General features: G+C 39.5%; 24 protein-coding genes. 14 read left to right on the top strand and 10 right to left on the bottom strand.

Going from position 1 to position 25,591, the window contains the following annotated elements; genetic code table 11:
• Positions 1 to 31: 31 nt before the first annotated feature.
• A complete protein-coding gene (locus FW757_RS00475; protein WP_145237543.1) occupies positions 32 to 304 on the bottom strand; it encodes an oxidative damage protection protein in 273 nt (90 codons plus the stop codon).
• Between the two features lie 30 nt (positions 305 to 334).
• Positions 335 to 1,402 carry an A/G-specific adenine glycosylase gene (mutY, locus tag FW757_RS00470; RefSeq protein WP_220497142.1) on the bottom strand — a complete coding sequence of 356 codons (1,068 nt, stop codon included), beginning with the start codon at positions 1,400 to 1,402 and terminating at the stop codon, positions 335 to 337.
• 166 nt (positions 1,403 to 1,568) lie between these two features.
• On the opposite strand from mutY, the gene trmB reads away from it, so the two are divergent.
• From trmB to arcA, 5 genes are all read left to right on the top strand, one after another.
• Entirely contained in the window at positions 1,569 to 2,294 is a 726-nt protein-coding gene (gene trmB, locus FW757_RS00465) for a tRNA (guanosine(46)-N7)-methyltransferase TrmB (RefSeq protein WP_145237549.1), read from the top strand.
• 34 nt (positions 2,295 to 2,328) lie between these two features.
• Complete coding sequence (gene rsmC, locus FW757_RS00460; protein ID WP_149980882.1) at positions 2,329 to 3,354, top strand: 16S rRNA (guanine(1207)-N(2))-methyltransferase RsmC; 1,026 nt, start codon at positions 2,329 to 2,331, stop codon at positions 3,352 to 3,354.
• Positions 3,355 to 3,501: 147 nt separating this feature from the next.
• Positions 3,502 to 5,127, top strand: a complete 1,626-nt coding sequence (locus tag FW757_RS00455) for a sensor histidine kinase (protein ID WP_182739405.1) — start codon at positions 3,502 to 3,504, stop codon at positions 5,125 to 5,127.
• The gene (locus FW757_RS00450; RefSeq protein ID WP_149980884.1) at positions 5,124 to 5,648 is read left to right on the top strand and encodes a YfiR family protein; all 525 of its coding nucleotides are present in this window, start codon (positions 5,124 to 5,126) and stop codon (positions 5,646 to 5,648) included. The genes FW757_RS00455 and FW757_RS00450 overlap by 4 nt, the downstream gene beginning before the upstream one ends.
• A gap of 108 nt (positions 5,649 to 5,756) precedes the next feature.
• A complete protein-coding gene (gene arcA, locus FW757_RS00445) occupies positions 5,757 to 6,473 on the top strand; it encodes a two-component system response regulator ArcA (RefSeq protein WP_016709833.1) in 717 nt (238 codons plus the stop codon).
• 27 nt (positions 6,474 to 6,500) lie between these two features.
• Here arcA and arcB read toward each other — a convergent pair whose 3' ends face one another.
• On the bottom strand, positions 6,501 to 8,825 hold the full coding sequence (gene arcB, locus FW757_RS00440) for an aerobic respiration two-component sensor histidine kinase ArcB (RefSeq protein ID WP_446440725.1): 2,325 nt from the start codon (positions 8,823 to 8,825) through the stop codon (positions 6,501 to 6,503).
• A gap of 213 nt (positions 8,826 to 9,038) precedes the next feature.
• Here arcB and folE2 point away from each other — a divergent pair, with 213 nt between their 5' ends.
• The 4 genes from folE2 to FW757_RS00420 all read left to right on the top strand — a co-directional run bounded on the left by folE2 (position 9,039) and on the right by FW757_RS00420 (position 12,403).
• Positions 9,039 to 9,959, top strand: a complete 921-nt coding sequence (folE2, locus tag FW757_RS00435; protein WP_182717013.1) for a GTP cyclohydrolase FolE2 — start codon at positions 9,039 to 9,041, stop codon at positions 9,957 to 9,959.
• A gap of 91 nt (positions 9,960 to 10,050) precedes the next feature.
• Entirely contained in the window at positions 10,051 to 10,644 is a 594-nt protein-coding gene (locus FW757_RS00430; protein ID WP_145237569.1) for a DUF2726 domain-containing protein, read from the top strand.
• 102 nt (positions 10,645 to 10,746) lie between these two features.
• Positions 10,747 to 11,454: a 5'-methylthioadenosine/S-adenosylhomocysteine nucleosidase gene (gene mtnN, locus FW757_RS00425; RefSeq protein ID WP_182717012.1), complete on the top strand. Its 708-nt coding sequence runs from the start codon at positions 10,747 to 10,749 to the stop codon at positions 11,452 to 11,454.
• A gap of 1 nt (position 11,455) precedes the next feature.
• Entirely contained in the window at positions 11,456 to 12,403 is a 948-nt protein-coding gene (locus FW757_RS00420; RefSeq protein WP_182783807.1) for a cobalamin biosynthesis protein CobD/CbiB, read from the top strand.
• 62 nt (positions 12,404 to 12,465) lie between these two features.
• Here the strand turns inward: FW757_RS00420 and tyrS are convergent, their stop codons facing one another.
• Positions 12,466 to 13,665 carry a tyrosine--tRNA ligase gene (gene tyrS, locus FW757_RS00415; RefSeq protein WP_145237578.1) on the bottom strand — a complete coding sequence of 400 codons (1,200 nt, stop codon included), beginning with the start codon at positions 13,663 to 13,665 and terminating at the stop codon, positions 12,466 to 12,468.
• A gap of 150 nt (positions 13,666 to 13,815) precedes the next feature.
• Between tyrS and FW757_RS00410 the strand changes: the two genes are divergently transcribed.
• Both FW757_RS00410 and FW757_RS00405 read left to right on the top strand, forming a co-directional pair.
• A complete protein-coding gene (locus FW757_RS00410; protein WP_182717010.1) occupies positions 13,816 to 15,129 on the top strand; it encodes a peptidoglycan DD-metalloendopeptidase family protein in 1,314 nt (437 codons plus the stop codon).
• Positions 15,130 to 15,454: 325 nt separating this feature from the next.
• Positions 15,455 to 15,832, top strand: coding sequence for a tetratricopeptide repeat protein (locus FW757_RS00405; protein ID WP_182794064.1), 378 nt, complete (start codon positions 15,455 to 15,457; stop codon positions 15,830 to 15,832).
• Positions 15,833 to 16,103: 271 nt separating this feature from the next.
• Here the strand turns inward: FW757_RS00405 and FW757_RS00400 are convergent, their stop codons facing one another.
• The 4 genes from FW757_RS00400 to FW757_RS00385 form a co-directional block, all read right to left on the bottom strand.
• The gene (locus FW757_RS00400; protein WP_167542971.1) at positions 16,104 to 16,280 is read right to left on the bottom strand and encodes a hypothetical protein; all 177 of its coding nucleotides are present in this window, start codon (positions 16,278 to 16,280) and stop codon (positions 16,104 to 16,106) included.
• Between the two features lie 401 nt (positions 16,281 to 16,681).
• On the bottom strand, positions 16,682 to 17,812 hold the full coding sequence (locus FW757_RS00395) for a sodium ion-translocating decarboxylase subunit beta (RefSeq protein WP_145237582.1): 1,131 nt from the start codon (positions 17,810 to 17,812) through the stop codon (positions 16,682 to 16,684).
• Between the two features lie 11 nt (positions 17,813 to 17,823).
• Complete coding sequence (oadA, locus tag FW757_RS00390) at positions 17,824 to 19,608, bottom strand: sodium-extruding oxaloacetate decarboxylase subunit alpha (RefSeq protein ID WP_182717008.1); 1,785 nt, start codon at positions 19,606 to 19,608, stop codon at positions 17,824 to 17,826.
• A 10-nt stretch (positions 19,609 to 19,618) separates the two neighbouring features.
• A complete protein-coding gene (locus tag FW757_RS00385; RefSeq protein WP_182717007.1) occupies positions 19,619 to 19,867 on the bottom strand; it encodes an OadG family protein in 249 nt (82 codons plus the stop codon).
• Positions 19,868 to 20,385: 518 nt separating this feature from the next.
• On the opposite strand from FW757_RS00385, the gene FW757_RS00380 reads away from it, so the two are divergent.
• From FW757_RS00380 to FW757_RS00370, 3 genes are all read left to right on the top strand, one after another.
• Complete coding sequence (locus FW757_RS00380; RefSeq protein WP_145237585.1) at positions 20,386 to 20,559, top strand: DUF1328 family protein; 174 nt, start codon at positions 20,386 to 20,388, stop codon at positions 20,557 to 20,559.
• Between the two features lie 54 nt (positions 20,560 to 20,613).
• Complete coding sequence (locus FW757_RS00375) at positions 20,614 to 20,805, top strand: hypothetical protein (protein ID WP_149980895.1); 192 nt, start codon at positions 20,614 to 20,616, stop codon at positions 20,803 to 20,805.
• Between the two features lie 257 nt (positions 20,806 to 21,062).
• Positions 21,063 to 24,026, top strand: coding sequence for a TonB-dependent receptor domain-containing protein (locus FW757_RS00370; RefSeq protein WP_446440724.1), 2,964 nt, complete (start codon positions 21,063 to 21,065; stop codon positions 24,024 to 24,026).
• A gap of 70 nt (positions 24,027 to 24,096) precedes the next feature.
• On the opposite strand, the gene pdxJ is transcribed toward FW757_RS00370, so the two are convergent.
• Positions 24,097 to 24,828 carry a pyridoxine 5'-phosphate synthase gene (pdxJ, locus tag FW757_RS00365; RefSeq protein ID WP_149980896.1) on the bottom strand — a complete coding sequence of 244 codons (732 nt, stop codon included), beginning with the start codon at positions 24,826 to 24,828 and terminating at the stop codon, positions 24,097 to 24,099.
• A 62-nt stretch (positions 24,829 to 24,890) separates the two neighbouring features.
• A complete protein-coding gene (gene recO, locus FW757_RS00360; RefSeq protein ID WP_145237591.1) occupies positions 24,891 to 25,580 on the bottom strand; it encodes a DNA repair protein RecO in 690 nt (229 codons plus the stop codon).
• Positions 25,581 to 25,591: the final 11 nt, after the last annotated feature.

Genomic DNA, 25,591 nt, shown 5'->3' with positions numbered 1-25,591 from the left:
GCTTATTGCCCTTTTTATTCGCATGTGAAAATTATTTTTCTGGCGGACGGTAGCCTTCGATTTCTACATCTTTATCTTCAAACAAAAAGCCAACCATTTGCTCTTCTAAAAAAGTACGATGCTCTGGATCCATCATATTTAAATGCTTTTCATTGATCAGCATTGTTTGCTTGTGCTGCCACTGTGCAAATGCTTCTTTAGAAATATTATTAAAAATCCTTTCACCCAACTCACCAGGGTAAAGTTGGAAACCAAGCCCTTCGGCTTCTTTTTGTAACTTTTGACAAAATACAGTGCGTGCCATGATTGCTCTCTTGTGCTCTTAGAAACGATATCAGTTAGTGTAAACTATTGTAGCAATTTGTTTAACTAGCTTTTTAGTTGGAGCGGCTAAACCAACCTCTATGGACTGGTCCAATGGGTACCAAACTAGTTGTCGCTCATTCACCACATCAGACACTTTATGCAAAGTGAGTACATGCGGATTAATAGTTAATTCAAAGTGCGAAAATATATGCGTAAAAGGCTCAATTGGCACAGTTGTAACGGCAAGCCCTTGCTGTGCTAAAAAAGTATCTAACTGAGATTTTTGCTCAAACTCAAAAAAACTAAATAAGCCGCCCCATATTCCTGAGTTAGGCCTTTTTTCCATCAATACTTGATCATTACATTGAATAATTAATTGATGACACACTTTCTTTGGCACTGCTTTTTTAGGTTTTGAATGAGGGAACTGTTTTACCTGCTCAGTCTTATACGCTGCACAACGCGAGCGCAACGGGCAAGGTTGGCAATCAAACTTGCTACGTGAGCAGAGGCTTGCTCCTAAATCCATCATTGCTTGGTTAAACTCAGTCACTTGTTTTGCTGGAGTTAACTGCTCTGATAGTTGCCATAATTGGTTTTCAACTTTTTTAACTCCGTACCAACCTTCAATCATAAAAAATCTGGCAAGCACACGTTTTACATTACCATCTAATATAGGATGATGTTGGCCAAGAGAAAGCGATAAAACAGCTCCTGCAGTCGAGCGCCCAATTCCAGGCAAAGCAACAACCTCGTCTAACGTTGTTGGAAACTCGCCTTTGTATTGATCTCGGATTATCTTTGCGGTTTTATGTAAATTGCGAGCTCGAGCGTAATAGCCCAATCCGGTCCAGTGATGCAGCACGTGATCTTCATCTGCATTTGCTAAAGCGATAATATCTGGAAAACTTTGCATAAACTTTTCAAAGTAAGGAATAACTGTGATTACCTGAGTTTGTTGCAACATCACCTCAGACACCCACACCTTGTAAGGTGTTTTATTTAATTGCCAAGGTAAGGTTTTACGCCCATGTAATTCATACCAATCGACTACTTGCTGAGAAAACCAGCTTGCTTCACTGTTGTTTAACTTCAAAATAACTACTTTTAAAACCCGACCCTTAATGGCGCTCAGTCTATTGCAGTGAGTTAAAATATCAAGTTATAAACATACACAAAAGATAAGGCCTTGTGATCAACGCCGTGGTCAGGGATAATACGCCACCATTTTAAGACATGTTGTTTTCATCAGGCCAAAATATATGAGTGATTCAAGTAACGATAACCTTGAGCAAGCGATGCAAGAAGGTAAATATATTCGTACCATTCGCAGTTTTGTTAAGCGCGAAGGTCGTTTAACCAAAGGACAAGCTGCGGCAATTGAAAAATGCTGGCCAACCATGGGGCTTGAACATCAACAAGGCATGCTTGATCTAGCCCAAGTATTTGGCAATGACAACGACGTTGTTTTAGAAATTGGTTTTGGTATGGGTAAATCATTGGTCGAAATGGCCAAGAGCGCACCACACCTTAACTTTATTGGTATTGAAGTACACCGCCCTGGTGTTGGCGCATGTTTAATGGATGCTGATGAAGCAGGCATTACAAACTTACGTATTTTTGAGCATGACGCTGTTGAAGTATTTGCTGATTGTATTGCTGAGGGCAGCATTACAACGGTGCAACTATTCTTCCCTGATCCATGGCATAAAAAACGTCACCATAAGCGTCGTATTGTACAACCTGCATTTGTAGAGAGCTTGCGTAGCAAATTAAAAATTGGCGGTGTCTTCCATATGGCAACTGATTGGGAAAACTACGCAGAACATATGCTTGAAGTAATGCAAGCAGCGGAGCATTTTAAAAACCAATCAGAGACTAACGATTATGTGCCACGTCCTGATTTACGTCCCTTGACGAAATTTGAGCAACGCGGCCATCGTTTAGGTCATGGCGTTTGGGATTTAATGTTCGAGCGTATTAGCTAAATTAATCAAAACAACTTTAAAGGCAAAGCCATATATGAGCGCATTAACTAATCCAAGTTCACTTTTACTACGCAATAGTGCAAACCTAACGGCGGACTCTATTTTAGTAGTTAATTTTGTGCAAGATGGCTTTTTGTCACAACTGCGCCAGTTAAATCCAAACAGCAAGATCAGCGCTTTTAGCTACAACCATGCTAATGGCGAATTTGCTAAAAATATCAACACTATTGATGTTTGTGTTAGCCATGAGATAGCCGGTCAACACTTTGACCTCGTTATTTATTACTACCCAAAAGCAAAACCTGAAGCATTGATGACGTTGGACAATATTCGCGCGGTTATCAACCCAGACGCTGAGTTACTGGTGGTTGGTGAAAATAAAAGTGGTGTGAAATCGATCGAAAAGCAATTTAGTAGCCACTGTGAATACAGCAATAAAATCGACAGTGCCCGCCATTGTGCTTTGTATTTATTCACCGAGATAAAAACCTTAGCTGAGTTTGTTATTACTCGTTACCACAAACAATTTAATGTTGATGTGGCTGGCGTTAGTTTTAATGCCATTAGCGTACCTGGCGTATTTAATCACGGTGAACTTGATGGCGGTACTAAAATACTGTTAGAGAATGCACCTGAAATTAAATCTGGCAATGTGCTGGATTTTGGCTGTGGCGCGGGTCTTATTGCGACCTTCTTAGGTTTGAAAAATCCAGCTTTGAGTTTTACCTGTACGGATGTTAGTGCTCTTGCAGCTTATGCAACCACGCAAACATTGGCACTTAACGGTGTAAACGGTAGCGCTTTACTAAGTGATGGATTAGCAAATGTAACTGGAAAATTTGAGCTTATTATTTCAAATCCACCATTTCATACCGGTATTGCCACTGATTATACTGTTGCTGAACAGTTTTTAAGTGGTGCTAAACAGCACTTAACTAAGCAAGGCAAGTTAACTATTGTTGCAAACTGCTTCTTAAAATACCCGCCAATTCTAGAAACTCAGTTCGGTACTTATCAAGTAGTACACAAAACCAATAAATTTTCAGTGTATAGCAGTTAATTACAACTATTGCCTCACAAACGCTGCCAAATAATATAAATGGCAGCTTTTCAACAAAGTTATTATATTTTTTAGTCACTTTGATAGGTCTTTGCTAGACTTACAGCAACTCAATAAAAATTATATAACTGGGCCTTCATTACAATAATGCCTTTATCAACATCGCCAACAAGTATTCGCAAAGCCCTGATCAGTGCAGTCATGCTTGTTACTGCTTTGTGTTTATCGTTATCTATTTCTATTTCGACCTACCTTGATGTCAAAGAGCAAAAACAGTTAATCATCAATAAGCTCAATATCCTTGCAGAAATTATCGCCTTTAATGCCCAAGTAACCGTACTATTTGATGATAGAAAAACCGAAGAACAACGTCTTAAATCTTTCGAAAAAATTCCACTCGTTAAAAATATACATATTTACGCAATTGACGAAATTTCAAATAAAGCGGTATTTTTTACCAGCTTTAATGCACGAAAAACGCCACCAGTGCCGCTTCGGGTTGATAGTATTGAACAACTCCAACAGCCTAGGATCACTGAAGACTACGTAGAACTAATCAAGCCAATCACGTACGAAGGTGATATTAAGGGTTATGTGTATATTCGTGGCGGCCTAGAGCGCCTCAACGAGTATATCAACCAAAAAATTCTTATTGATATTCTTTTAACGTTATTCGTTTTAATACTGGTTTATTTTGTAGCAAAACGAATTCAAAAACGTATTGCCGACCCTATAGACCACTTAAGCAGATTACTGCAAGATGTCTCGAAAAATCATAATTACAACGCCCGAGCCCCAAAAACTAATATTACCGAAATCAACATGCTTTCGAACAGTTTAAACATCATGCTGACTCGCACGCAAAATCAAATAGAGCGCCATAAAAACGATAAGCAAGAAATTAAACAATTAAACCAAAGCTTAGAAGAAAAAGTAAACCAACGTACAATCGCGCTCAGAGAAGCAAATCAAGAGTTGCTAACAACCCTTGAACGGATGCATCAATACCAAAATCAGATTGTTGAAAGTGAAAAGATGGCCTCTTTAGGGCAAATGGTTGCAGGTGTTGCACATGAAGTAAATACACCTATTGGTTTAGGGATCACTGGCTCTACCCTGCTACGCGATAAACTGGCAGAAATAAGCCTAGGGTTTGAGCAAAAAACCTTAACCTCAAGTCAATTGAAACGTTTTATCGACAATGGTATAGAAAACTTAGATCTTATCTATCGGAATTTAAATCGCGCTGCGGAACTGGTATCCAGCTTTAAAAAAGTAGCGGTGAACCAAGATGGAGAGATTAATTCGCTGGTCAATATGCATGAGCTTATCACCAACGTGATGCTTTCAATGCGTACTGAATTAGAGAGCAAAGCTCCTAAAATCGTTATTCATTGTTCTGAACAATTGATGATCGAAAGTAAAGCAGGCCCGCTTCAGCAGATATTGCAGCAATTGTTAAGTAACTCGGTGATCCACGGCTTTAAAGATAATCAAAATAACGAAATCGAAATTACAGTGGAACGCAACGAAAGTAGCCTGAGCATTAACTATTATGATAATGGTATCGGGGTTGATAAAAGCGTTAAAAAACGCATTTTTGATCCCTTTGTTACCACTAAACGCGGCGAAGGTGGCAGTGGTTTAGGTATGCATCTAGTTTACAACTTAGTCACACAAGCCTTAGGTGGCAATGTTTATTTTGATGATCAAAATATAGAAGGCACACGCTTTATAATTACCTTGCCCTTAACTGAGGCAAGCAAATTATGAAACTAACGGGTTTATTATTGGCTCTGATGCTGTTGTTTCCAGCATTTTTACAGGCTAAATCACCTGAACAAGTCAAATCGGCATTTCTATTTCAGATTGCAAAATTCGTCGAGTTCCCCAAAGTTAACAATAAACAGGCTGTGACTTTTTGTTTTTATGACGTTGAACATGGAATTGGTGAGTTATTAAAGGATAATTCGAATCTTAAAATTAACGATATACCGATTGAAACAGTGTTAATTGATAAAAAACAGCAAATTTCTGAACTTTCTCGCTTTTGTGATATCACATACATTGATGAAACAATGGAAGATGATATAATTCCACTTTGGATCGATACCATTTCATTAAATACCTTAACAGTTGGTGAGAGTATCAATTTTTTAGAAAAAGGGGGCGTTGTCTCTTTGGTCCAAGAAGGGAATAAAATCCGACTGTATATCAATAAACAGCAGTTGTTGCGCAGCAGTTTTAAAGTGCAATCTCGGTTATTAGCTGTTTCTAAATTTCATCCGAATTGATTTTACTTGTTAACAATTGGATATACTCCTATAATCACTAGTATTCGGTTTTATAATACAATACCGAATTAATTGTAAATAAAATATTCCGAAAAAGGTTAATTAATAATGCAAACGCCAGTCATTCTGATTGTAGAGGATGAAGACGTAACTCGACTAAACCTCGTTAGTTTATTTGAAGCTGAAGGTTACAAAGTTATTGAAGCCATTGATGGCGATGACATGCATGACAAGCTTACAAATAATGATGATGTGAACCTTGTAGTTATGGACATCAACCTGCCAGGCAAAAACGGGCTAATATTAGCGCGTGAATTACGTCAAAAGCGTAACGTTGGACTTATTTTCCTAACCGGTCGTGATAATGATGTAGACCGTATTTTAGGCCTAGAAATTGGCGCGGACGACTATATTACTAAGCCGTTCAATCCTCGTGAATTAACTATTCGTGCTCGTAACTTGCTTTCACGTACTGCCCTTGGCGGTGAAGAATCAAGCCTTGAAACAAATGGTGTGATCACTTTCAATGGCTGGGAACTTGACGAAAATAGCCGCTGTTTAACATCACCAAATGGTGATGCCAAACGTTTACCTAAAGGTGAATACAGAGCACTACGTTTAATGCTTGACTCTCCAGGCCGTATTTTTAGTCGTGAGCAGCTAATCAAGCATATGACTGGTCGTGAGTTACGTGCAAATGACCGTACTGTTGATGTAACGATCCGTCGTATCAGAAAGCATTTTGAAAGTGATAACAGCACATCTGAGCTTATCAGCACCATCCATGGTGAAGGTTATCGTTTCATTGGTAAAATCGATAGTTAATATCCGTTCTACCAAGTAATGACAGCATTAACGTTCTAATTGCTGTAAGAATAAATGAAGGGCATGTTGCCCTTCATTTATTTTATCTGCCAATATTGTTAGCCAAGTATTTAATACTTCATCACTTTCTTCAATCGCACCATGTTCCATGATCTTAGCGTGTAACTGTACATCATTTAAACCAACTGAACCTGCAGCACCTTTAAGCTTATGTGCGACGGACTTATACTCTTCACGGTCACCAGCTGCTAATGACGTTGCTAACTCTTGCTGATACTGTGGATTTAGCTTTTCAAATAAACTGCTGCTGCGCTTAAATGTTACTATACCCATCGAATTAACAAAATCTTCTATGGTTTCAACATCAAGTAACTCTACATTGATATTTTCACTGGCTTCTTTGCTAACCGTCAGGCGTGTTTCATCAGACTGTTGTAGATGTTTAATATCAAATAGTTCAGCCAACATTTTATCAAGCTTCGTGGTATTGATGGGCTTGGCTAATGCGCCTTGAATTGAGATACCTTGTAACTCTTCTTCGGCGCTACGCACATTAGCCGTAAGGGCTACAATAGGTAACTTATCAAAATGGCTATCGGCACGGATCTGCCTTGCTACTTCATCGCCATTAATATCTGGCAGTTGCATATCTAGCAGTACTAAATCCAGATCATCCTCAGTTTCAACAAACGACAATGCATCTTCACCGGTTTCAGCCCAGATAACTTCATGGCCGCGTTGCTCAAGTAAGTTAGTGGCGATTTCAGCATTAAGCGGCACATCTTCAACTAGCAAGATATTCAAACTACGGCCAACATAACTTTGTTCAGCCGGAGCAATACAAAGGGCCAGCGGTATTTCAACCACAAAGCAACTGCCCTCCCCTTCGGTACTGCTCACATGTAACTGTCCTTTCATTGCAGTAACCAATGCCTTAGTGACAGCTAAACCGATACCTGATCCTATCGCATTAGTGCCATTTAAATCTGGCGCTTTATAATACATATCAAAAATACGATGTAATTGCTCTTGTGGAATACCTTGCCCGGTATCTGTTACTTTCATGACTAACCACGCGCCATCCGCACGATTTTCCCGAGCACACGCTAATTGAACTTTACCTTTTTGGGTAAATTTAACCGCATTATTTATTAAATTCCACACCACTTGGCGTAATCGGGTCGGATCTAGTTGCGCATAAATATCCAACATACCTTTGCGCTTAATTTCAAACTCTAGGCCTTTTTGTTCAGCAATTAATCCAGCAAAGTTAACCACATCATTAATAAAGTCGGAAACATTTATTGAGTCGGTAACAATATCGAGTTGCTCGCGGTCTATTTTATCTAAATCTATAATATCATTAAAAATATTTCCTAATGTTTCAGCACTAGAAAATACTGTATTACACCAACTACGTTGCTGCTTATCCAAGTCGGTGTCTAGCAACATCCGGGTTAAACCCACAATACCATTGAGCGGAGTTCGTAATTCATGACTTAGGGTGGCAATAAATTTCCCCTTGTCTTTATAAGCGGTTTCAAGTGCTTGAGCAGCTTCTTTACGGCTGGTGATGTCGCGGCCAAACGCTAATAAACCAATGTAGTCACCGTCATCATTAATAAATGGGAGCTTGCGCATTTCAAACCAACGGTTTTCATTGCCTACAGGGTATTCAACATCAAGCGTTAATGCGGCGTGAGTTTTTTCGACTTTGTTATCAGTTAGTAATACTTCCGGTAAGAATTGCGTTGGATAAATTTCCTCTGCAGTTTTACCTATTAACTCGTCACTTGATTTACCCATCACCTCTTCAAACATTTTATTACAACCGGCAAAAACACCATTGTTATCACGGTAATAAAATAAATCAGGCGATGAATCAACAATAGAGCGCAGTAACATGCCTTGTTGAGCAAGCTCTTGCTGGGTTTTTTTACGCTCGACGATTTCTCGTCTGAGTTCTTCGATTGCACGGTGTTTGGCATGAAATGCCATTTTACGTTCATCTATCTCTACATTTAAGCGATTGATATTATCTTTTAAAGTTTGATTTAATAATTTTTCTTGCTTGGTGGCACTATCTAAATACGCATAGGAAGCATCTAACTGGCGAATTGAATTGATCAACACACTGATAATAATGGGCGACACTACTGCAGTAAAAAACATTACGGCAAGCACATCAACGAGCATCACCTCGCCCACTGCAACATAATAAAACATACACGACAATATTAATGCCAAGACTAATAGTAATGCATAACAGATAGTTGCGGTTTTGAATTCACCGAATCGAGTAATTAAACTGGAAAGTGTTCGAGCCCATGGACTCAAAGAGGAATCGATCATATATAAATCTGTCTCTTAACTATACATATAAGTATATAAAAAATCAGCTGACTACACAGCTACAAAAAAACCACTAGTGCTAATATGTTAGCATTTTTGCATTAACTATTTTCATGTTCCGCGACGAAAACAGAAAATTTTCATCTACCACGTATTTTTTATTTATTTCGTGTAAAATATCGCGCTTTACAATTGCCAATAACGAGATTTTTCATGCAAAGCAACATGCCCGATATAGCAGATACGGCTCCCGCCTTACAAACAGGTAAATTAGACTGGGTTGGTATGGCTGATATTGAACTGCCTTTTTTATTTGAATCTCGTGATCTTGCGCCTATTAATGTCAACGCTAAAGCTCGTGCTTTTGTTAATCTTCACAAAGAAGACGCAAAAGGTATTCATATGTCGCGGTTATTTTTAGCGCTCGATACCTTATCAACTGAGCAGCAGGTAAACCCCACAACGATTGCTCAAGCACTAGATACTTTTATTTCCAGCCATGAAGGGTTATCGGATCAAGCTAAAATTGAATTTAAGTTTGAACTACCGCTGCGCAGAAAATCACTCCTTAGCGGCAAAGCGGGTTGGAAAAGCTACCCGTTAACCATAGTGGCAAAAATTGACCGCGGTGTACTTAGTTTTGAGTTAAGCCTTGATGTAACTTACTCATCAACTTGCCCATGCTCAGCGGCATTAGCTCGCCAACTTATTCAACAAGCCTTTGTTGAAAAGTTTCAGCAGCATACTCTTAGCCATGAAGAAGTGGTCAACTGGCTTGGCAGTACCGATGGCATAATCGCCACACCGCATTCTCAACGCTCTATTGCCAATGTAAAAGTCAAACTAGATAGCAGCATCCGTGAGTTTGATATTTTAAGCTTGATCAATACTCTTGAAGATGAGCTTAAAACCCCTGTACAAGCGGCAGTTAAGCGTGAAGATGAGCAAGAATTCGCCCGTTTAAATGGTCAAAATCTGATGTTTTGTGAAGATGCTGCGCGTAAAATCAAAGCCGTGTTAGAAGATGCACAATACGCCGATTACTGGTTACAAATAAACCATTATGAATCTCTGCATGCCCATGATGCTGTAGCGATTGCAGTAAAAGGAATTGCTGGCGGATACCAGCCATAACTTAGCTGTTATAAAGTGTAACTTCATTACAACTGGGCACGTAAATTGCTAAGTAATTTATAGTGTCAATTTGTTGTTGTGGAGTTACCGTATGGAATTCGCTTTATTATCAATTTTAGTATTAGTCGTAGGGGCATCTGTTGTTGCGTCAAAGTTTACCGATGATGGCGGAAACCCTTACCCATTCACGCGTAAAACCAGTGTATTTACGCAAGTTGAAAGCTCATTTTTAAACCTTTTAGAACGTGCTGTAGGCGATCAATATAAAATTGTTAGCCGTGTAAAATTAATCGATATCATTGATTGTAAAAAAGGTTTATCTGCTAAAGCTAAACGTGCTGCAATCGCTAAAGCAAAAAACAAACAACTGGATTATGTGCTGATTGATAAAGAAAAGATGACGATTGTGGCAGCGGTTGACTTAGTAAACAACGCCAATAAAGATGGTCATAAAGCACAACGAGACTGGTTTGTTAATGGTGCACTTGAAGCTGCTGGCATTCCACATATCCGTATGAAAGTTAAATCTGGCTATCGGCCATCAGAAGTACGCGAAGCAATTATGTTTAAGCTTGGCAAGCCGACAGCACAAAGTAGTCGCCCGACACGCAACCGTGTTACTAAGCCGGCGGTACTATCTCCTTCGCAAGCTAAAGCCCATTCCACAGCTTTAGCTGAAATATAAGTTTTCTTAAACGATAAAATGCGAGCTTTTAAGCTCGCATTTTTGTTTTTTATCGCTAACTTCACGTATAATCTAAACATCTAATTAGAGGAATTTAAAATTATGAATGTCGGTATTATTGGCGCGATGGAGCCAGAAGTTAAAATTTTGCGTGAAGCAATGCAAAATCCACAAATTCTAACTAAAGCAGGTTTCACTTTTTATACAGGTGAATTAGCTGGTAACACTGTGACTTTAGTGCAATCAGGTATTGGTAAAGTCGCCTCTAGTATTGCAACAACGTTATTGATTGATAATTTTCAACCAGACTGTGTGATCAACACAGGCTCTGCCGGTGGTTTTGATCCATCTCTGAGTGTTGGCGACGTGGTAATTTCATCTGAGGTACGTCATCATGATGTTGATGTAACCGCTTTTGGTTATGAAATTGGCCAAGTACCACAGATGCCTGCTGGTTTTGCCGCTCACCCTAAATTAATCGAGGCTGCACAACAAAGTGTTGAAAGCATCAGTGACGTGAAGACCCTGATCGGCTTAATTTGTACTGGCGATTCATTTATGTGTGATCCGGTGCGTATTGATAAAGCCCGCGCGGACTTCCCTACTATGTTAGCTGTAGAAATGGAAGGCGCTGCCATTGCACAAGTATGCTTTTCTTTAGCTACACCGTTTGTAGTGATCCGTTCAATGTCTGATATTGCAGGTAAAGAGTCACCACAGTCATTTGAAGAATACCTAGAAACCGCTTCAATAAACTCATCAAAAATGGTGGTCGCATTACTAGAAAAGCTGACTACGGTAACGCTATAAGGTGTTACTCAATTTAGTTCAGCAACATTTGGACTTTATTGTATTTATATTAGCGCTCCTTGCTGAGCGCTTTTTACCTTTGGTAAGCTGGTATCACCCAAATACATTTTTAATTGCGGTATTTAGAGCACTTGGGAAACGCGTTTTTCGAAAGAGTGAACCTGCAAGTTACCAATATTTGTCCTCTTCGTTATGTTTCACCTTAGTCATTTTAGTGATCATGACCTTGGTAATCTTACTGCTTGAATTTGCATATTACCCTGAACTATTAGCTGGGTTAATTTTATACCTCAGCCTAGAGTGGCGAAGTGTAGAAAGTAAAGCGCTGCGTATTGCACGACTCGTTAAACAAAATCAAAAGTCTACAGCCCGAGAGTTATTAAAACCACTACTTGCTCGCCAGGTTGATAAATTATCAGGCCCTGGTCTTTGCAAAGCCATTATGGAAACGCTGATCTTAAGAGTGGCTCGTCATTACTTTAGCGTTATTTTCTTTTATCTACTATTTGGCCCTATGGCTGCACTGGCTTATCGCCTACTGACTTTGATCCACCAAGCTTGGCGCAAAGATATTTTGCCTAATAGCCCATTTTTAAAATCACTCAGTTGGCTATTATATATTCTTGAGTGGTTACCTACGCGGATATTGGCGCTGACTGTTGCAGCAAGTAAAGCCAGTAAATTGAGCGTTCATTATATTAAGCATTATGGACGGCATTTTTATCAAACAAATAGTGGCTGGTTATTAAGTTGTTGTTCGGCCTCTGTTGGTGTGCAACTCGGTGGCCCTGCCATATACCAAGATACTCGATTTGATAAAATGCGTATTGGTACTGAGCGTTTACCACAGGCTGATGATATTGCGGTATTGATCAATCGGCTAAATCAAGCGCGTGGCTTTTGGTTACTGGTTATATTTGGCATCGAAATCATTAAAACAATGTTGTAGATCACAAAGAGTAAAAAACCAGCCGAAGCTGGTTTTTAAACTGAATTTTCATTCTTTACCTATTAAGCACAGGTAATATTTGCAAACTTACGTTTGCCAACTTGATAAATAGCTGTGCTGCCTTTTGCAATTTCAAGCTTAGTATCAGTGACCTTTTCTTCGCCATTGATTTTAACTGCGCCTTGTTTGATCATTCGCATAGCTTCTGATGTACTCGCAACTAAGCCTGCTTCTTTAAGCAAATTAGTAATAAATACGGTATCTTCATCAATCGTTACTGTCATATCTGGGATATCATCCGGTAACGCATTTTTTTGAAAACGTTTAATAAAATCTTCATGCGCACCAACAGCTGCTGCATCGCTGTGAAAACGAGCAATCATTTCTTTTGCTAAATCGATTTTAATATCACGCGGATTAGTACCTTGTGCAACCTTTTCTTTGAGCGCAGCAATTTCGTCAATTGATAAGCTACTTAGCAAATCATAATAACGCCACATCAGCTCATCACTAATAGACATGATTTTACCAAACATATCGTTAGGGGCATCAGTAATACCAATGTAGTTACCTAATGACTTAGACATTTTTTGCACACCGTCGGTGCCCTCAAGTAAAGGCATCATTAATACGGTTTGTGGTTTTTGCCCTTCGTCTTTTTGTAGCTCACGACCCATTAATAGATTAAAGCGTTGATCAGTACCACCGAGCTCAACATCAGCTTCAAGTGCCACTGAATCCCAACCTTGCACTAATGGATACAAAAACTCATGAATCGCAATTGATTGTCCGCCAGCATAACGCTTTTTAAAATCATCACGTTCTAGCATACGAGCAACAGTTTGACGTGCTGCTAGCTTGATCATCCCTGCAGCGCCTAAATTCTCCATCCAAGTTGAATTAAAAGCAACCGTGGTTTTAGCCGGATCCAGAATTTTAAATACTTGTTCTTTATATGTTTCAGCATTTGCCAATACATCTTCACGGGTTAGTGGCTTACGAGTTACATTTTTACCCGTTGGGTCACCAATCATACCGGTGAAATCACCAATTAAGAAAATCACTTCATGACCTAAGTCTTGGAAGGTTTTCATTTTATTAATTAGCACAGTGTGACCTAAGTGTAAGTCAGGTGCAGTTGGATCAAAACCAGCTTTGATCTTTAGCTTTTTACCAGACTTTAGCTTTTCGACTAACTCGTCTTCAATTAATATTTCTTCAGCACCGCGTTTTATCTCTGCTAGAGCGGTTTGTAAGTCCACTATGTATTACTCCAAAAAATTCAGTCAATCTGGTGATTCTAGCGTAAATCCGCGCCAGTTTAAATCTACAAAACACTGGTATTAACGCTTTATTAAGTATATCCTGCAATATTAGTGATTAATTATCTTGACAGCAGGAAAAGGCACGTTATGGTTCGCGTTGTGCACACTCTCCCAAAAAAACACAAATTGCTTATTCTAGGCTTGGTTTCTGCTATTGCTGCTTTAACACTCATTCCTTCAGAAAAAGCCACCGCCTCTAAAGACAATAGCGCTGATGCGCTAGAAATTGGCAAGCGCTACGAATTACAAATTAAAGTTGATGATAACGAAAAATTAACTGAATTAAATTCGCAAGAAGATGCAGCAAAATTCCCAGAATACAATCTAGTCGATTTTGAAGTAAAGAACGGTGACAATTTAGCACTTATTTTCAAACGCGCCGGCTTTTCAGCGCAAACCGTTCATAAACTGCTTAATACCAATGCAGAAACACGTAAACTTAGTAAAATTCACCCTGGTGAAACATTAAGCTTTGCTACCGCCGAAGATGGTTCTTTGGCACAGTTACGTTATGTGATTTCAAAAACAGATACCCTATTCGTTACATTAAATGAAGAAGGTAACTACGATACGTCTATTGATAGTAAAGAAATTGAAACATTAACTAAATCAACAGGCGGAGAAATTACCAACAGCTTTTGGACCTCAGGTATTGCTGCTGGTTTAAGTGAACGGCAAATAATGAACTTTGCTGACATATTCGGTTGGGATGTGGATTTTGCCAATGATATCCGTAAAGGCGATCAATTTGGTTTAATCTATGAATCGCATTATGTTGATGGCGAGTTTATTGGCACAGGTAAAATTATTGCTGCTGAGTTTATTAACCAAGGTCAACGTTACGCGGCTATCCGTCACAGCGATGGTACTTTTTACACGCCTGAAGGGCGTAGTATGAAAAAAGCATTTTTACGTGCACCAGTTAACTTTAAATATATAAGCTCAAGCTTTAATCCGCGTCGCTTACACCCTGTAACAGGACAAGTAAGAGCACACCGTGGGATTGACTACGCAGCTCGTACTGGAACGCCAGTAGTTGCCTCTGGTAATGGTAAAGTAATTAAAGCTGGTTACAGTAAGTATAATGGTAACTATATATTTATTAGTCACGGCACACAGTACGTCACTAAATACCTACACCTTAACAAGAAACTAGTTAAAACTGGTCAAAAAGTTAAGCAAGGTCAACAAATTGGTACTGTCGGCTCCACAGGTCGTGTAACAGGCGCACACTTACACTACGAGTTTTTAGTTAACGGCGTTCACCGTAACCCTAAAACGGTTAAGTTACCGAAATCAGAGCCACTGCCTCGCGACGAGCTTGCTAAGTTTAAACCAATCGCAGATAACTTCTTAGCGCAGCTAGAGCGCAACCGAGAGCTACAGTTAGCGCTTAAGTAAAGCGGTCAGCGAAAAATATAAGCCGTTGTTATGTAAATAGCAACGGCTTTTTGTTGAACTGTTTGATGTGATGCGCTCCAGTTGTATTCGCAAATTAATGTTGCAATAGAACTTGCATGTGCTGCCTCATATCTACTTTTATAGTTTTGAAAGTTAAGCTAACGTCACCTGATAAACGGCGATGAGCGAAAATTGAATATTTTTATTGATTGAAATTTAGCCATGCGATTATTAATATTGCAATTTTCTCCGATAACATTAGTGACCGCCGTTTTGGTGTGCTAAAAACCACCAAAATGGGACAAATAGATTGTTACGTTTCAGAATGAGCATTGAAGATATAAACAAAAAAGCCAAATCATTAATAGATGAAACTTGGAAAGATAACTCCAAGTGGCATCAAAACTTTGATGAGGCAAAAAGCATTCTTGAGCAAGTCTTACATAACCATACTGATGATGAGCTAACTCTCATAAACTATGGAACTGTTCTATGTGATATGGGCAAACATCAAGAAGCGGCTGAATATTTTAAAAAAGCAATAGATCAAGGCAGTAATAACAAACATGCATTTTACAATTTAGGTGTAGCGCTTATGAATTGTTCAACTGACGAAAATGCAATGTTCTACATGAAAAAAGCAAAATCAAAACAAGCTTGTGCTCTAACCTGGGAGGCTTACTTTGATCCAATGGGGCACTAATAACTTAACAAGATGGGTTTATTATCCATACAAAGCGTTTAAACATCGTTCAGACCATGTGGCCTTCACGGGAAACCTAAAGCTGCGTGACTGTTGTGGGATCGCAGAGTAACGAGCATAGATAAATATTCAAAGATTGATGTCTACCGTTACAATTTTTTCGTTGGGTTTCGGGGTGTTCAACCCAACCTACACAATCCATTTAAACACGAGCTTATCACTTACAACTTAAAGCTTACCGCTCCTAGACCTTAAAACTGACGGCTACGCTCTACCTCACCAACACATAAATCAATTGCACAACCAATGAAATCATCACTAATGGCCAAATGTATTTGGCGTATTTAGTCGCACCATCTAGGCCCATTTTAGACTGATACTTTTCAAGTAGTGGCACAAGAATGATTAATGCAACAAACAGTGAAATTAAAATCACGAAGATATTCATACCATTCCTATTTAATAAAATATCTATCGAGTATACCTAGGGTCTGTTTATCTTTCGAGGTTAAATTTGCAGCTGCGCGTTTGGTTTTTAGGCAAGGCAGAGCCTATGTAGTGTGGTTATTCCCCATAAATAGGAGATAACTCGGCATAAATGCCAAACACGCGCTGCCCGAAGGGTTCTGCCTAGGGGCGATTAACTCTTTGTTGCTCGATTTTTACTTAGCCCACTAGGTTACAAATCTCGCGCCGTGATTAAATCGCCCCTAGTTTGAACAAATTTTAACCCTGAAAGGTCAACAGACCCTAAGCGCAAAAAAAAAGCGCAGTAAATACTGCGCAGTCGGTTGGAAGTAAAAGTTACCTCACTATACTCAGCTCGCTGGGTATAGTTTAATGATTTATTTAACCTACCAGTGCTAACAAGATACCTGCAGCCACAGCACTACCCAGTACTCCCGCAACATTTGGTCCCATTGCATGCATTAATAAGAAATTATGCGGATTATTCTCCAGACCCACTTTATTAACTACGCGTGCCGCCATTGGCACAGCTGATACACCAGCCGCGCCGATGAGTGGATTGATTGGTGATTTAGAGAACTTGTTCATACCTTTTGCCATAAATACACCTGAAGCTGTACCAATTGCAAAAGCCAAGGCGCCGAGTACCAAAATACCAATTGTTTCTACGGTTAAAAACTTATCTGCAGCAAGCTTAGAGCCTACAGCTAAACCAAGGAAAATAGTGGTGATATTTATGATCTCGTTTTGTGCACTATTACTTAAACGGTCAACCACACCAGACTCTCGCATCAAGTTTCCTAAACAGAACATGCCTACCAGTGGCGTTGCTGCCGGTAAAAACAAAATCGTTAAACTCAATACCATTAGCGGGAAAATAATTTTTTCCTTTTTTGATACGGTGCGTAACTGTGGCATTTGAATTTTACGTTCTTCTGGTGTGGTTAAAGCCCGCATAATTGGCGGCTGAATAATTGGCACTAACGCCATATATGAGTATGCAGCTACGGCGATAGCACCCAATAAATCAGGAGCAAGTTTTGAGGCTAAGAATATTGCCGTCGGGCCATCTGCACCACCTATAATCGCAATTGCTGACGCATCTTGTAAAGAAAACTCAAAACCTGGTACATAGTTTAGTAAAATTGCGCCAAACAAGGTTGCAAAAATACCAAACTGAGCTGCAGCACCTAGCAATAACATACGAGGATTAGCTATCAAGGCACTAAAATCAGTGAGTGCACCAACCCCCATAAATATTAATAATGGGAATACACCGGTATCAATCCCAATATGATAAACGTAATACAGCAAACCACCGGGGTCTGATAAGCCCGCTACGGGGATATTTGTTAATATTGCCCCAAAGCCAATTGGTAATAATAATAACGGCTCAAAGTTGCGCGCAATTGCCAGATACAACAATAAACACCCTACTGCGATCATAATAAGCGCAGGAAATGTAAAATTAGCAATACCTGTTGCTTGCCAGAGGTTTAATAATGCTTCCATCCTCTGAGCTCCTAAGCTAGTGCTATCATAGCGTCACCCGTTGCCACTGAATCACCTTCAGCAACAAGAATTTCAGCAATAGTACCGGTGTGGGTTGCACGAATTTCAGTTTCCATTTTCATCGCTTCCATGATGATCACTACATCGCCTTCATTTACCGTTTGACCCGCTTTCACCTTGATTTTAAAGATGTTACCAGCAAGTGGAGCGTTAAGTGTTTCGCCGGAAGCAACTGACGCCGATTGTGGAATATGCTCACTATCTTTAAGTGTTACTTCTTTAAGCTCACCGCCTTGTGCAACCACTACATCATAAACTTTACCATCTACTTTTACGCTGTACTGCTCTGCTTTTACTGTGTTGCTGTTACTTTTTTTATTGCTAACTGGTTGTTCTTTATTAGCAGATTCAGCACTTGGCACAGCTTCGAATGCATCTGGGTTATTACGATTCTTAATGAATTTCAACCCAATTTGTGGGAATAATGCATACGTTAACACATCATCAATCTGCTCATCCGCTAAGCTTAAACCTTGCTCTTGTGCTTCTTTTAATAGCTCAGCTTGGAGTATTTCTAGTTCTGGTTGCAATAAATCAGCTGGGCGGCAAGTAATGACTTCTGCGCCATTAAGTACGCGCTCTTGTAACTCTTTATTCATCGGCGCAGGAGTTACGCCATACTCACCTTTTAGCACTCCGGCAGTTTCTTTGGTGATAGTTTTATAACGCTCGCCCGTCAATACGTTTAATACTGCTTGTGTACCAACAATTTGTGATGTTGGTGTAACTAACGGTAAATAACCTAAGTCTTCACGTACACGTGGGATCTCAAGTAATACTTCATTCAATTTATCCGCAGCACCTTGCTCTTTAAGCTGGTTTTCCATATTAGTTAACATGCCACCAGGCACTTGCGCTAATAAAATACGGCCATCAACACCTTTTAAGCTGCCTTCAAACGCGGCATATTTTTTACGAACATCACGGAAATAAGCAGCAATCTCTTCGAGTTGATTTAAATCCAGCTCAGTATCACGTTCAGTACCTTCAACAATCGATACAATCGTTTCAGTTGCGCTGTGCCCGTAAGTCATACTCATTGATGAAATTGCGGTATCAAGCATATCAATACCAGCATCAATCGCTTTTTGGTAAGTAGCAGTACTTAAACCTGTTGTGGCATGACACTGCATTGCAATTGGGATAGAGACTGTTTCTTTTAACGCTTTGATTAACTCTTCTGCATCGTATGGTTTAAGCAAACCGGCCATGTCTTTAATACAAATTGAATGACAGCCTAACTCTTCAAGCTGCTTGGCAAGCGTTAACCACATATCAAGTGTATGAACCGGGCTTACTGTGTACGAAATTGTACCTTGTGCATGTGCGCCAACTTTAATTGCAGCTTTAATAGCCGTTTCAAGATTACGAACATCGTTCATCGCATCAAAAATACGAAACACATCAACACCATTTTTGTGCGCTCGCTCTACAAATTTTTCAACAACATCATCGGCATAATGACGATAGCCTAAAAGGTTTTGACCACGTAATAACATTTGCTGTTTAGTATTTGGCATAGCTTTTTTAAGAGCACGAATACGCTCCCAAGGATCTTCACCCAAATAACGAATGCATGAATCAAAAGTAGCCCCACCCCATGATTCGATCGACCAATAACCTGCATCATCTAATTTTTGTGCAATCGGTAGCATGTCATCCAAACGCATACGCGTTGCTAATAATGATTGATGCGCGTCCCTAAGTACTAATTCTGTTAATTTTAATTTAGCCACAAGTCACTCCTTATAGTTTTTGTTTATTTTTGTATTGAGCTATGGCTGCACTTATCGCAGCGATGTGTTCACTTGATACACCTGATGCTTTGATTGACGGTGTACGCGTTGGCGTTGTTGCAACCGGCTGTTCAAAACGACTCGCTAATTTAGACATAATGGTAATTGCTGAAATCAACAACGAAAGAAAAACGAAAACGCCCACCATCCCGGTGATCATTAAGTTTGCTGCTGTAGCAAGTAACTGACCTATATCCATCCTGCTCCCCCCTGATTATTTCCACCCAGCCCCGCTAGGTAAAAAATCACTTTATTTAAATAATTATGCAACAATCATAACAAAGAAAAAGACCAAGTCCAACACTTTGTAAATTGGTAAAACCAATTAATACAAAGCTAACATATGCTCAGCAAAGTTAACACTCTACATTTTGCTATAATTTCATAGGATATAGATGATAAAAATACTGAATATAGCTATAACTTATAAGTAAAAGCTTATCCGCAGCTGGAAAACCTACCGACTGAACGACTGAACAACCGCTTGATTAAATACAAAATGGCTCAAAAATGAAATTGGTCTTACCAAAAAACGACTTAAATATTGATTTTTAGAGCGTCGAGTATAAGTTACAGATAAAGCTGTAAATAATTCCCACCTAATTTATGAAGAGAAATGAAATAAACCCCTATGACATTGATAATAAAGGATTTAAATACATGGCATGTAACTGGCATTATTTACTCTGAACAAATTAACAAACCAAGGAGACGACAATGTTACGCTGGACAATTACATTTCTAGTTATTGCACTTATTGCTGCAGTGTTAGGTTTTGGTGGTATCGCAGGTGCCGCAGCAGGAATTGCTAAGATTATCTTTTTTATCTTTATTGTATTGTTAGTTATTTCACTCGTTTCAGGTGCATTGCGCGGCAATGTCCCTAAGTGATAACAATTTATTTTAAATAACAACACATTTATTATTTTTACAAGGAATTACATTATGAAATCGACAACTATTAAAACCGCTGTGATCGCTTTATTCGCTAGTTTTTTTATCATGGGTTGTGAAGACAATCATGCAGAAGAGGCCGGTGAGCGCATCGATGAAGCTGTTACCGACGTACAAAACAAAGTAGAAGACGCCTGTGAAGAAGTAAAAGAAGGCGTTAACGCTAAAGAGACTAACTGTTAATAAATATATTCAAGATTAAAAAGCGGCTTCTGAAGCCGCTTTTTTATTTAAGCTACTGTTTAAAAACAATCTTTTTATCTACCCTGCCGTATTTCATTCGTTTTACATTTCAAACTTTTCAAAATTTTATATTTTGACGCTTTAAATTATTTGTATGTCCCAACTTAATGACTATCTTTAAAAAGCTAAGAGGAAGCATCTGCAATGTGCTTCCTGTTGTATTTAGCCTAATTATTATAAATATTTGGGAGATTACAATGTTAAAAAGTAGAATTTCATCTGCAGTGAAATATGCACTTAGTGCAGGGGTTGTCTCAACCGCACTCATCTATTCACCACTTTCCACAGCACAAGAAACTGAAGTCGACAAAGACGTCGAAGTTATTTCTGTTACAGGTAGCCGTATTCGCCAACCAGGAGCTGTTTCCGCTAGTCCTATCATTTCCATTGGAGAAAAAGAACTTGGTTTTCAACAAGAACCTGAAGTTGAACAAATATTAAGAAACTTACCAGCAACAGTACCTGGTGATGGTAGTAACGTTAATAATGGTTCTGGCGGTGCAGCTACAATAAACTTACGCGGTCTTGGTGCTCAACGCTCATTAGTATTAATGAATGGCCGTCGTATGATCCCATATAACTATAATGGTGCCGTAGATAGTTCAACCATCCCCAGTGCATTAATTGAACGAATTGATATTGTTACCGGTGGAGCATCTGCCGTTTATGGTTCTGATGCAATAGCGGGCGCTGTCAACATAGTGCTAAAAGATGATTTCCAAGGGGTGGTTTTTGACGCCAAACATTCAGAAACTGGCGATGGTGACGGTGATAAAGACAGCTTCAGTATTACCCTGGGTTCTAATCTTGAAGATGACAAAGGTAATGTAGTGTTATCGCTAGGTTGGACACAACGAGATCAAATTTTATTAGGTGATAGACCATTAGGCCTGCTAGGAATTGAAACTAAAACGGGTGCTAACTATGAACAATTCTTAAATGGCGAGCCGCCAATCCCAGCTCCTGATGCATGTAGTGGTCCAAACTCCGTCGAAAGTGGTGGATCTACCACCGCTTTTCCTACTCGATTTACAATTGTTGGTGCTGGCGGTAATGGTAGTGGCCAATTCAGAAATGATGGCACATTAGCCGCTACTGAGTGTAGTGTATTCAACTTCAACCCATACAACTTCTATCAAACACCATCTGAACGCTATTCAGCAACAGCTATTGGTAATTACTACCTGACAGATGATCACCAAGTTTATTCATCTGTGAACTTTACTAATACCAGTGTTGATACCCAAGTAGCTCCTTCTGGTACTTTTGGATCTGTGTTCAATTTACCATTAGCCAATCCATTAATAGGCGATCAAGCAAGGCAATTTATGATCGATGGCGCTACGGCTGCTTTAGGTGAAGGAAGTTTAGATACATCTAATTGGCAAGACATAAATGGCAATGGTATTGTTGATGAAGCTGACTACCTGTCAGTTCAACTTAGAAGACGTACATTAGAGCTTGGCGCTCGAACAGAACGATTTGACAGCACTCAATTTCAAATGGTGACTGGGGTTACAGGTTACTTTTTAGATGATTGGCAATATGATGCAAGCTATCAATATGGTGAATCTAACCGAACAACTGTTCGTGGTGGTTACACCAACTTAACTAACATTCAAAACGCGCTTGATACTACAGATGGCGTTACTTGTAAAAATGGTGATTCTAGTTGTGTTCCTATCAACTTATTTGGTGGTTTTGGTTCAATCACCGAAGAAATGGCAGGTTATGCACAAGCAATTGCATTGCAACAACAAAAATACAGCCAAGAAGTTTTCACTGCTAGTGTAAATGGCTCATTCGACTTTATTGAAATTCCGGGCGCTGGCGCACCACTGGCAATGAGTTTTGGCTATGAAAAGCGTAAAGAAAAAGGCTTATTTGAGCCTGACGAATGTTTAAAGCTTGCTCCAGCAAGCTGCCAAGGTGGTGCTGGCGGTAATCAACTTCCAATCTCTGGCGGTTTCTCCGTTGATGAGTTATTTATGGAAGGGTACTTGCCGGTATTAGATGGGTTACCAGGTGCTGAAACGCTTGATGTTGAGTTTGGTTTTCGTTGGGCTGATTATGATACAGTTGGTAGCAATGAAACCTGGAAGTTAGGCTTTAATTGGCGTCCAGTCAGCGATATTTTAGTCCGCGTCATGCAACAACAAGCTACTCGTGCACCTAATGTTGGTGAGATTGCATCCCCTGTAGTCACAGGATTAGATAATGCTCAAAGTGACCCGTGTTCAGTAGCTAATGCAGGTAATATTGATGAAACATTAAAACAGCTTTGTATATCAACTGGAATGACTGAAGCGCAAGTTGGTAATGTGCAAAATGTTATTTCAGGGCAAGTACAAGTTATTAGCGGTAGTGATCCTCTGAATCCTCCGGGGGCCGAAGAAGCAGACACATTTACAGCAGGTATTGTGTGGACGCCTGAGTTTGATGCGCTTGAAAACTTTACAATCACATTAGATTACTATGATATTGATATTAGTAATATTATTGGCAACTTTTCTGCTCAAGAAATTCTTGATGCTTGTTATGTACTTGGCGATACCAATGAGTGTGCAAAAATAAATAGAATTGGTGGTGATTTAACAATTGCTGGAGCTGGTATAGAACAGTTCACCACTAACTTGAAAAGCCAACGTGCTGAAGGTATCGAACTTGGTTTTAACTTTGCTGTACTAATGGACGAAATGGGCGAATTGCAATTTTCAGGTAATATCAATAAATATCTAACACAGGAGTCACAAAGCTCAGACACAGCTAGAATAATCGATTGTAAAGGTTACTTCAGTACCAGTTGTGACCCTGTATCAGAGCTTCGTTGGGTGCAACGTACTAGCTGGGTATGGAAAGATTTAACAATGTCATTACAATGGCGTCATATAGATGGCGTTGAAGTAGAGCCGATTGAAGCCCCGAATGTTTTTGAAGATTTTAGAAGCATTGACAGCTACGACTACTTTGATTTATTTGCTAGTTATTACGCAACAGAAAACATTGTAGTTAATTTCGGTATAGATAATATTTTTGAAAAAGAACCACCTGTCGTTGGTGGTGAAGCTGGCGATACCAGCTCTAACTCAGGTAATACATTCCCAAGTAACTATGATGTACTTGGCCGCAAATTTAAAATGGGCATTAAAGTCCAATTTTAAATAAATCCTTTCAGTTGCATTAACATGCACCGCACTTTATGCGGTGCATGTTTATAATTTATTACAATGGCTATGCTCTCGCTTCTAGCATTAGTCGCTTCATGTCACGTACTGCTTTATCTAATCCATCAATGGCTGCGCGCGCTATAATTGCGTGACCAATGTTTAATTCGTAAATTTCTTTCATAGCAGCAATCGGTTTCACGTTATGATAATGAAGACCGTGGCCGGCGTTTACTATCAAACCCAAACTTGCTGCATACTTTACGCCTTGATGAATATGCTCAAGTTGTTTTTGTATCTCGGTATCAGTTTGCGCATCCGCATAAGCGCCAGTATGAATTTCAACATAAGGGGCATTACAGGCTTTAGCTGCATCTAGTTGTGCTTTGTCTGCATCGATAAATAATGATACTTTAATACCGGCGTCAGTTAATTTTGCTGTCGCGGCTTTAATCTTATCTAGATTACCAACAACGTCTAAACCGCCTTCGGTGGTCAACTCTTCGCGTTTTTCTGGTACTAAGCAAACATAAGCTGGCTTAACATCTAAAGCAATATCAATCATTTCATCTGTAACCGCTATTTCAAGGTTCATTCGTGTTTGGATTGTTTTAGCCATCACATACACGTCACGATCTTGAATGTGACGACGGTCTTCACGTAAATGAATAGTGATCCCATCAGCGCCAGCATGCTCAGCAACACTCGCAGCATGTGCTGGATCTGGGTAATTTGTACCCCGAGCTTGGCGTAAGGTAGCAATATGATCAACGTTTATACCCAAAAGAATATCTTTCATTTTTTTACCTGTAAAAATAACGGTTAAAAATACCGTATTAAGATTGTTGGTGAATACCCAAACTATTTGGATATAAACAGCTCGCGACTTTTTAATGGTTTTTTGCCTAATAAAGGCTTCATTAAATGACGACTTAATTGTTTTGCCATATATAACACATCCGGCGCACTAAAGTCATGAGCTGCAATTGCATTTAACTGCGCGCCAGAAAAGCCACTGCCTTGATTTTCTTGGGCAACAAAGCCGTATTCAGCAAAGTAACTATACGTTTGCTCTGCCGAAATTGGATCGCCTGCGGCATCAAAACTAAAGTCAACGCCATAGCCTAATAATTCTAATAGTTGAAATTCATAAGAACGTAATACAGCTTGTAAGTTAGGGTGCTGGTTAAGCTGTTGTAGGTGAGTTTTATACAATTGATAGGCATGATCAATTGGTTCATTAATTGGTACAATGCGATTGGTTAGTTCATTGAGGTAAAACCCACAATAAAGCTGATCCCCAACTAGTGTGGATTGCGTGCCATGTAGTTCAAATCGTTGGATATATTTCAGGTCGTGTTTACCGGTATAATTTACCAGTAAGGCTTGGAAGGGTTGTAACTGAGCTTTGTATTTTGTTGCTTGGCGACCGCTAATTCGCGCCAGCATGCGCAACTGGCCAACGCCTTCTACTAACATATCAAGCATTACTTGTGAGTCACTAAAAGGACGTCGGTGTAATAAATATGCCGTGTAGAAGTCGCTATCCATAAATATCGCTT

Source organism: Pseudoalteromonas sp. 1181_04, assembly GCF_052850545.1.
This window is presented reverse-complemented; position numbering and strand designations above follow the sequence as displayed.

What these genes read in the sequence shown, in the direction of transcription:
- FW757_RS00395 (WP_145237582.1), bottom strand. Translation starts at nt 17,812, where the DNA reads ATGGAAGCATTATTAAACCTCTGGCAAGCAACAGGTATTGCTAATTTT.
- FW757_RS00370 (WP_446440724.1), top strand. Translation starts at nt 21,063, where the DNA reads ATGTTAAAAAGTAGAATTTCATCTGCAGTGAAATATGCACTTAGTGCA.
- mtnN (WP_182717012.1), top strand. Translation starts at nt 10,747, where the DNA reads ATGAATGTCGGTATTATTGGCGCGATGGAGCCAGAAGTTAAAATTTTG.
- FW757_RS00400 (WP_167542971.1), bottom strand. Translation starts at nt 16,280, where the DNA reads ATGAATATCTTCGTGATTTTAATTTCACTGTTTGTTGCATTAATCATT.
- FW757_RS00405 (WP_182794064.1), top strand. Translation starts at nt 15,455, where the DNA reads ATGAGCATTGAAGATATAAACAAAAAAGCCAAATCATTAATAGATGAA.
- FW757_RS00450 (WP_149980884.1), top strand. Translation starts at nt 5,124, where the DNA reads ATGAAACTAACGGGTTTATTATTGGCTCTGATGCTGTTGTTTCCAGCA.
- FW757_RS00375 (WP_149980895.1), top strand. Translation starts at nt 20,614, where the DNA reads ATGAAATCGACAACTATTAAAACCGCTGTGATCGCTTTATTCGCTAGT.
- FW757_RS00385 (WP_182717007.1), bottom strand. Translation starts at nt 19,867, where the DNA reads ATGGATATAGGTCAGTTACTTGCTACAGCAGCAAACTTAATGATCACC.
- FW757_RS00410 (WP_182717010.1), top strand. Translation starts at nt 13,816, where the DNA reads ATGGTTCGCGTTGTGCACACTCTCCCAAAAAAACACAAATTGCTTATT.
- FW757_RS00455 (WP_182739405.1), top strand. Translation starts at nt 3,502, where the DNA reads ATGCCTTTATCAACATCGCCAACAAGTATTCGCAAAGCCCTGATCAGT.
- FW757_RS00380 (WP_145237585.1), top strand. Translation starts at nt 20,386, where the DNA reads ATGTTACGCTGGACAATTACATTTCTAGTTATTGCACTTATTGCTGCA.
- recO (WP_145237591.1), bottom strand. Translation starts at nt 25,580, where the DNA reads ATGGATAGCGACTTCTACACGGCATATTTATTACACCGACGTCCTTTT.
- arcA (WP_016709833.1), top strand. Translation starts at nt 5,757, where the DNA reads ATGCAAACGCCAGTCATTCTGATTGTAGAGGATGAAGACGTAACTCGA.
- pdxJ (WP_149980896.1), bottom strand. Translation starts at nt 24,828, where the DNA reads ATGAAAGATATTCTTTTGGGTATAAACGTTGATCATATTGCTACCTTA.
- trmB (WP_145237549.1), top strand. Translation starts at nt 1,569, where the DNA reads ATGAGTGATTCAAGTAACGATAACCTTGAGCAAGCGATGCAAGAAGGT.
- arcB (WP_446440725.1), bottom strand. Translation starts at nt 8,825, where the DNA reads ATGATCGATTCCTCTTTGAGTCCATGGGCTCGAACACTTTCCAGTTTA.
- FW757_RS00475 (WP_145237543.1), bottom strand. Translation starts at nt 304, where the DNA reads ATGGCACGCACTGTATTTTGTCAAAAGTTACAAAAAGAAGCCGAAGGG.
- folE2 (WP_182717013.1), top strand. Translation starts at nt 9,039, where the DNA reads ATGCAAAGCAACATGCCCGATATAGCAGATACGGCTCCCGCCTTACAA.
- rsmC (WP_149980882.1), top strand. Translation starts at nt 2,329, where the DNA reads ATGAGCGCATTAACTAATCCAAGTTCACTTTTACTACGCAATAGTGCA.
- FW757_RS00430 (WP_145237569.1), top strand. Translation starts at nt 10,051, where the DNA reads ATGGAATTCGCTTTATTATCAATTTTAGTATTAGTCGTAGGGGCATCT.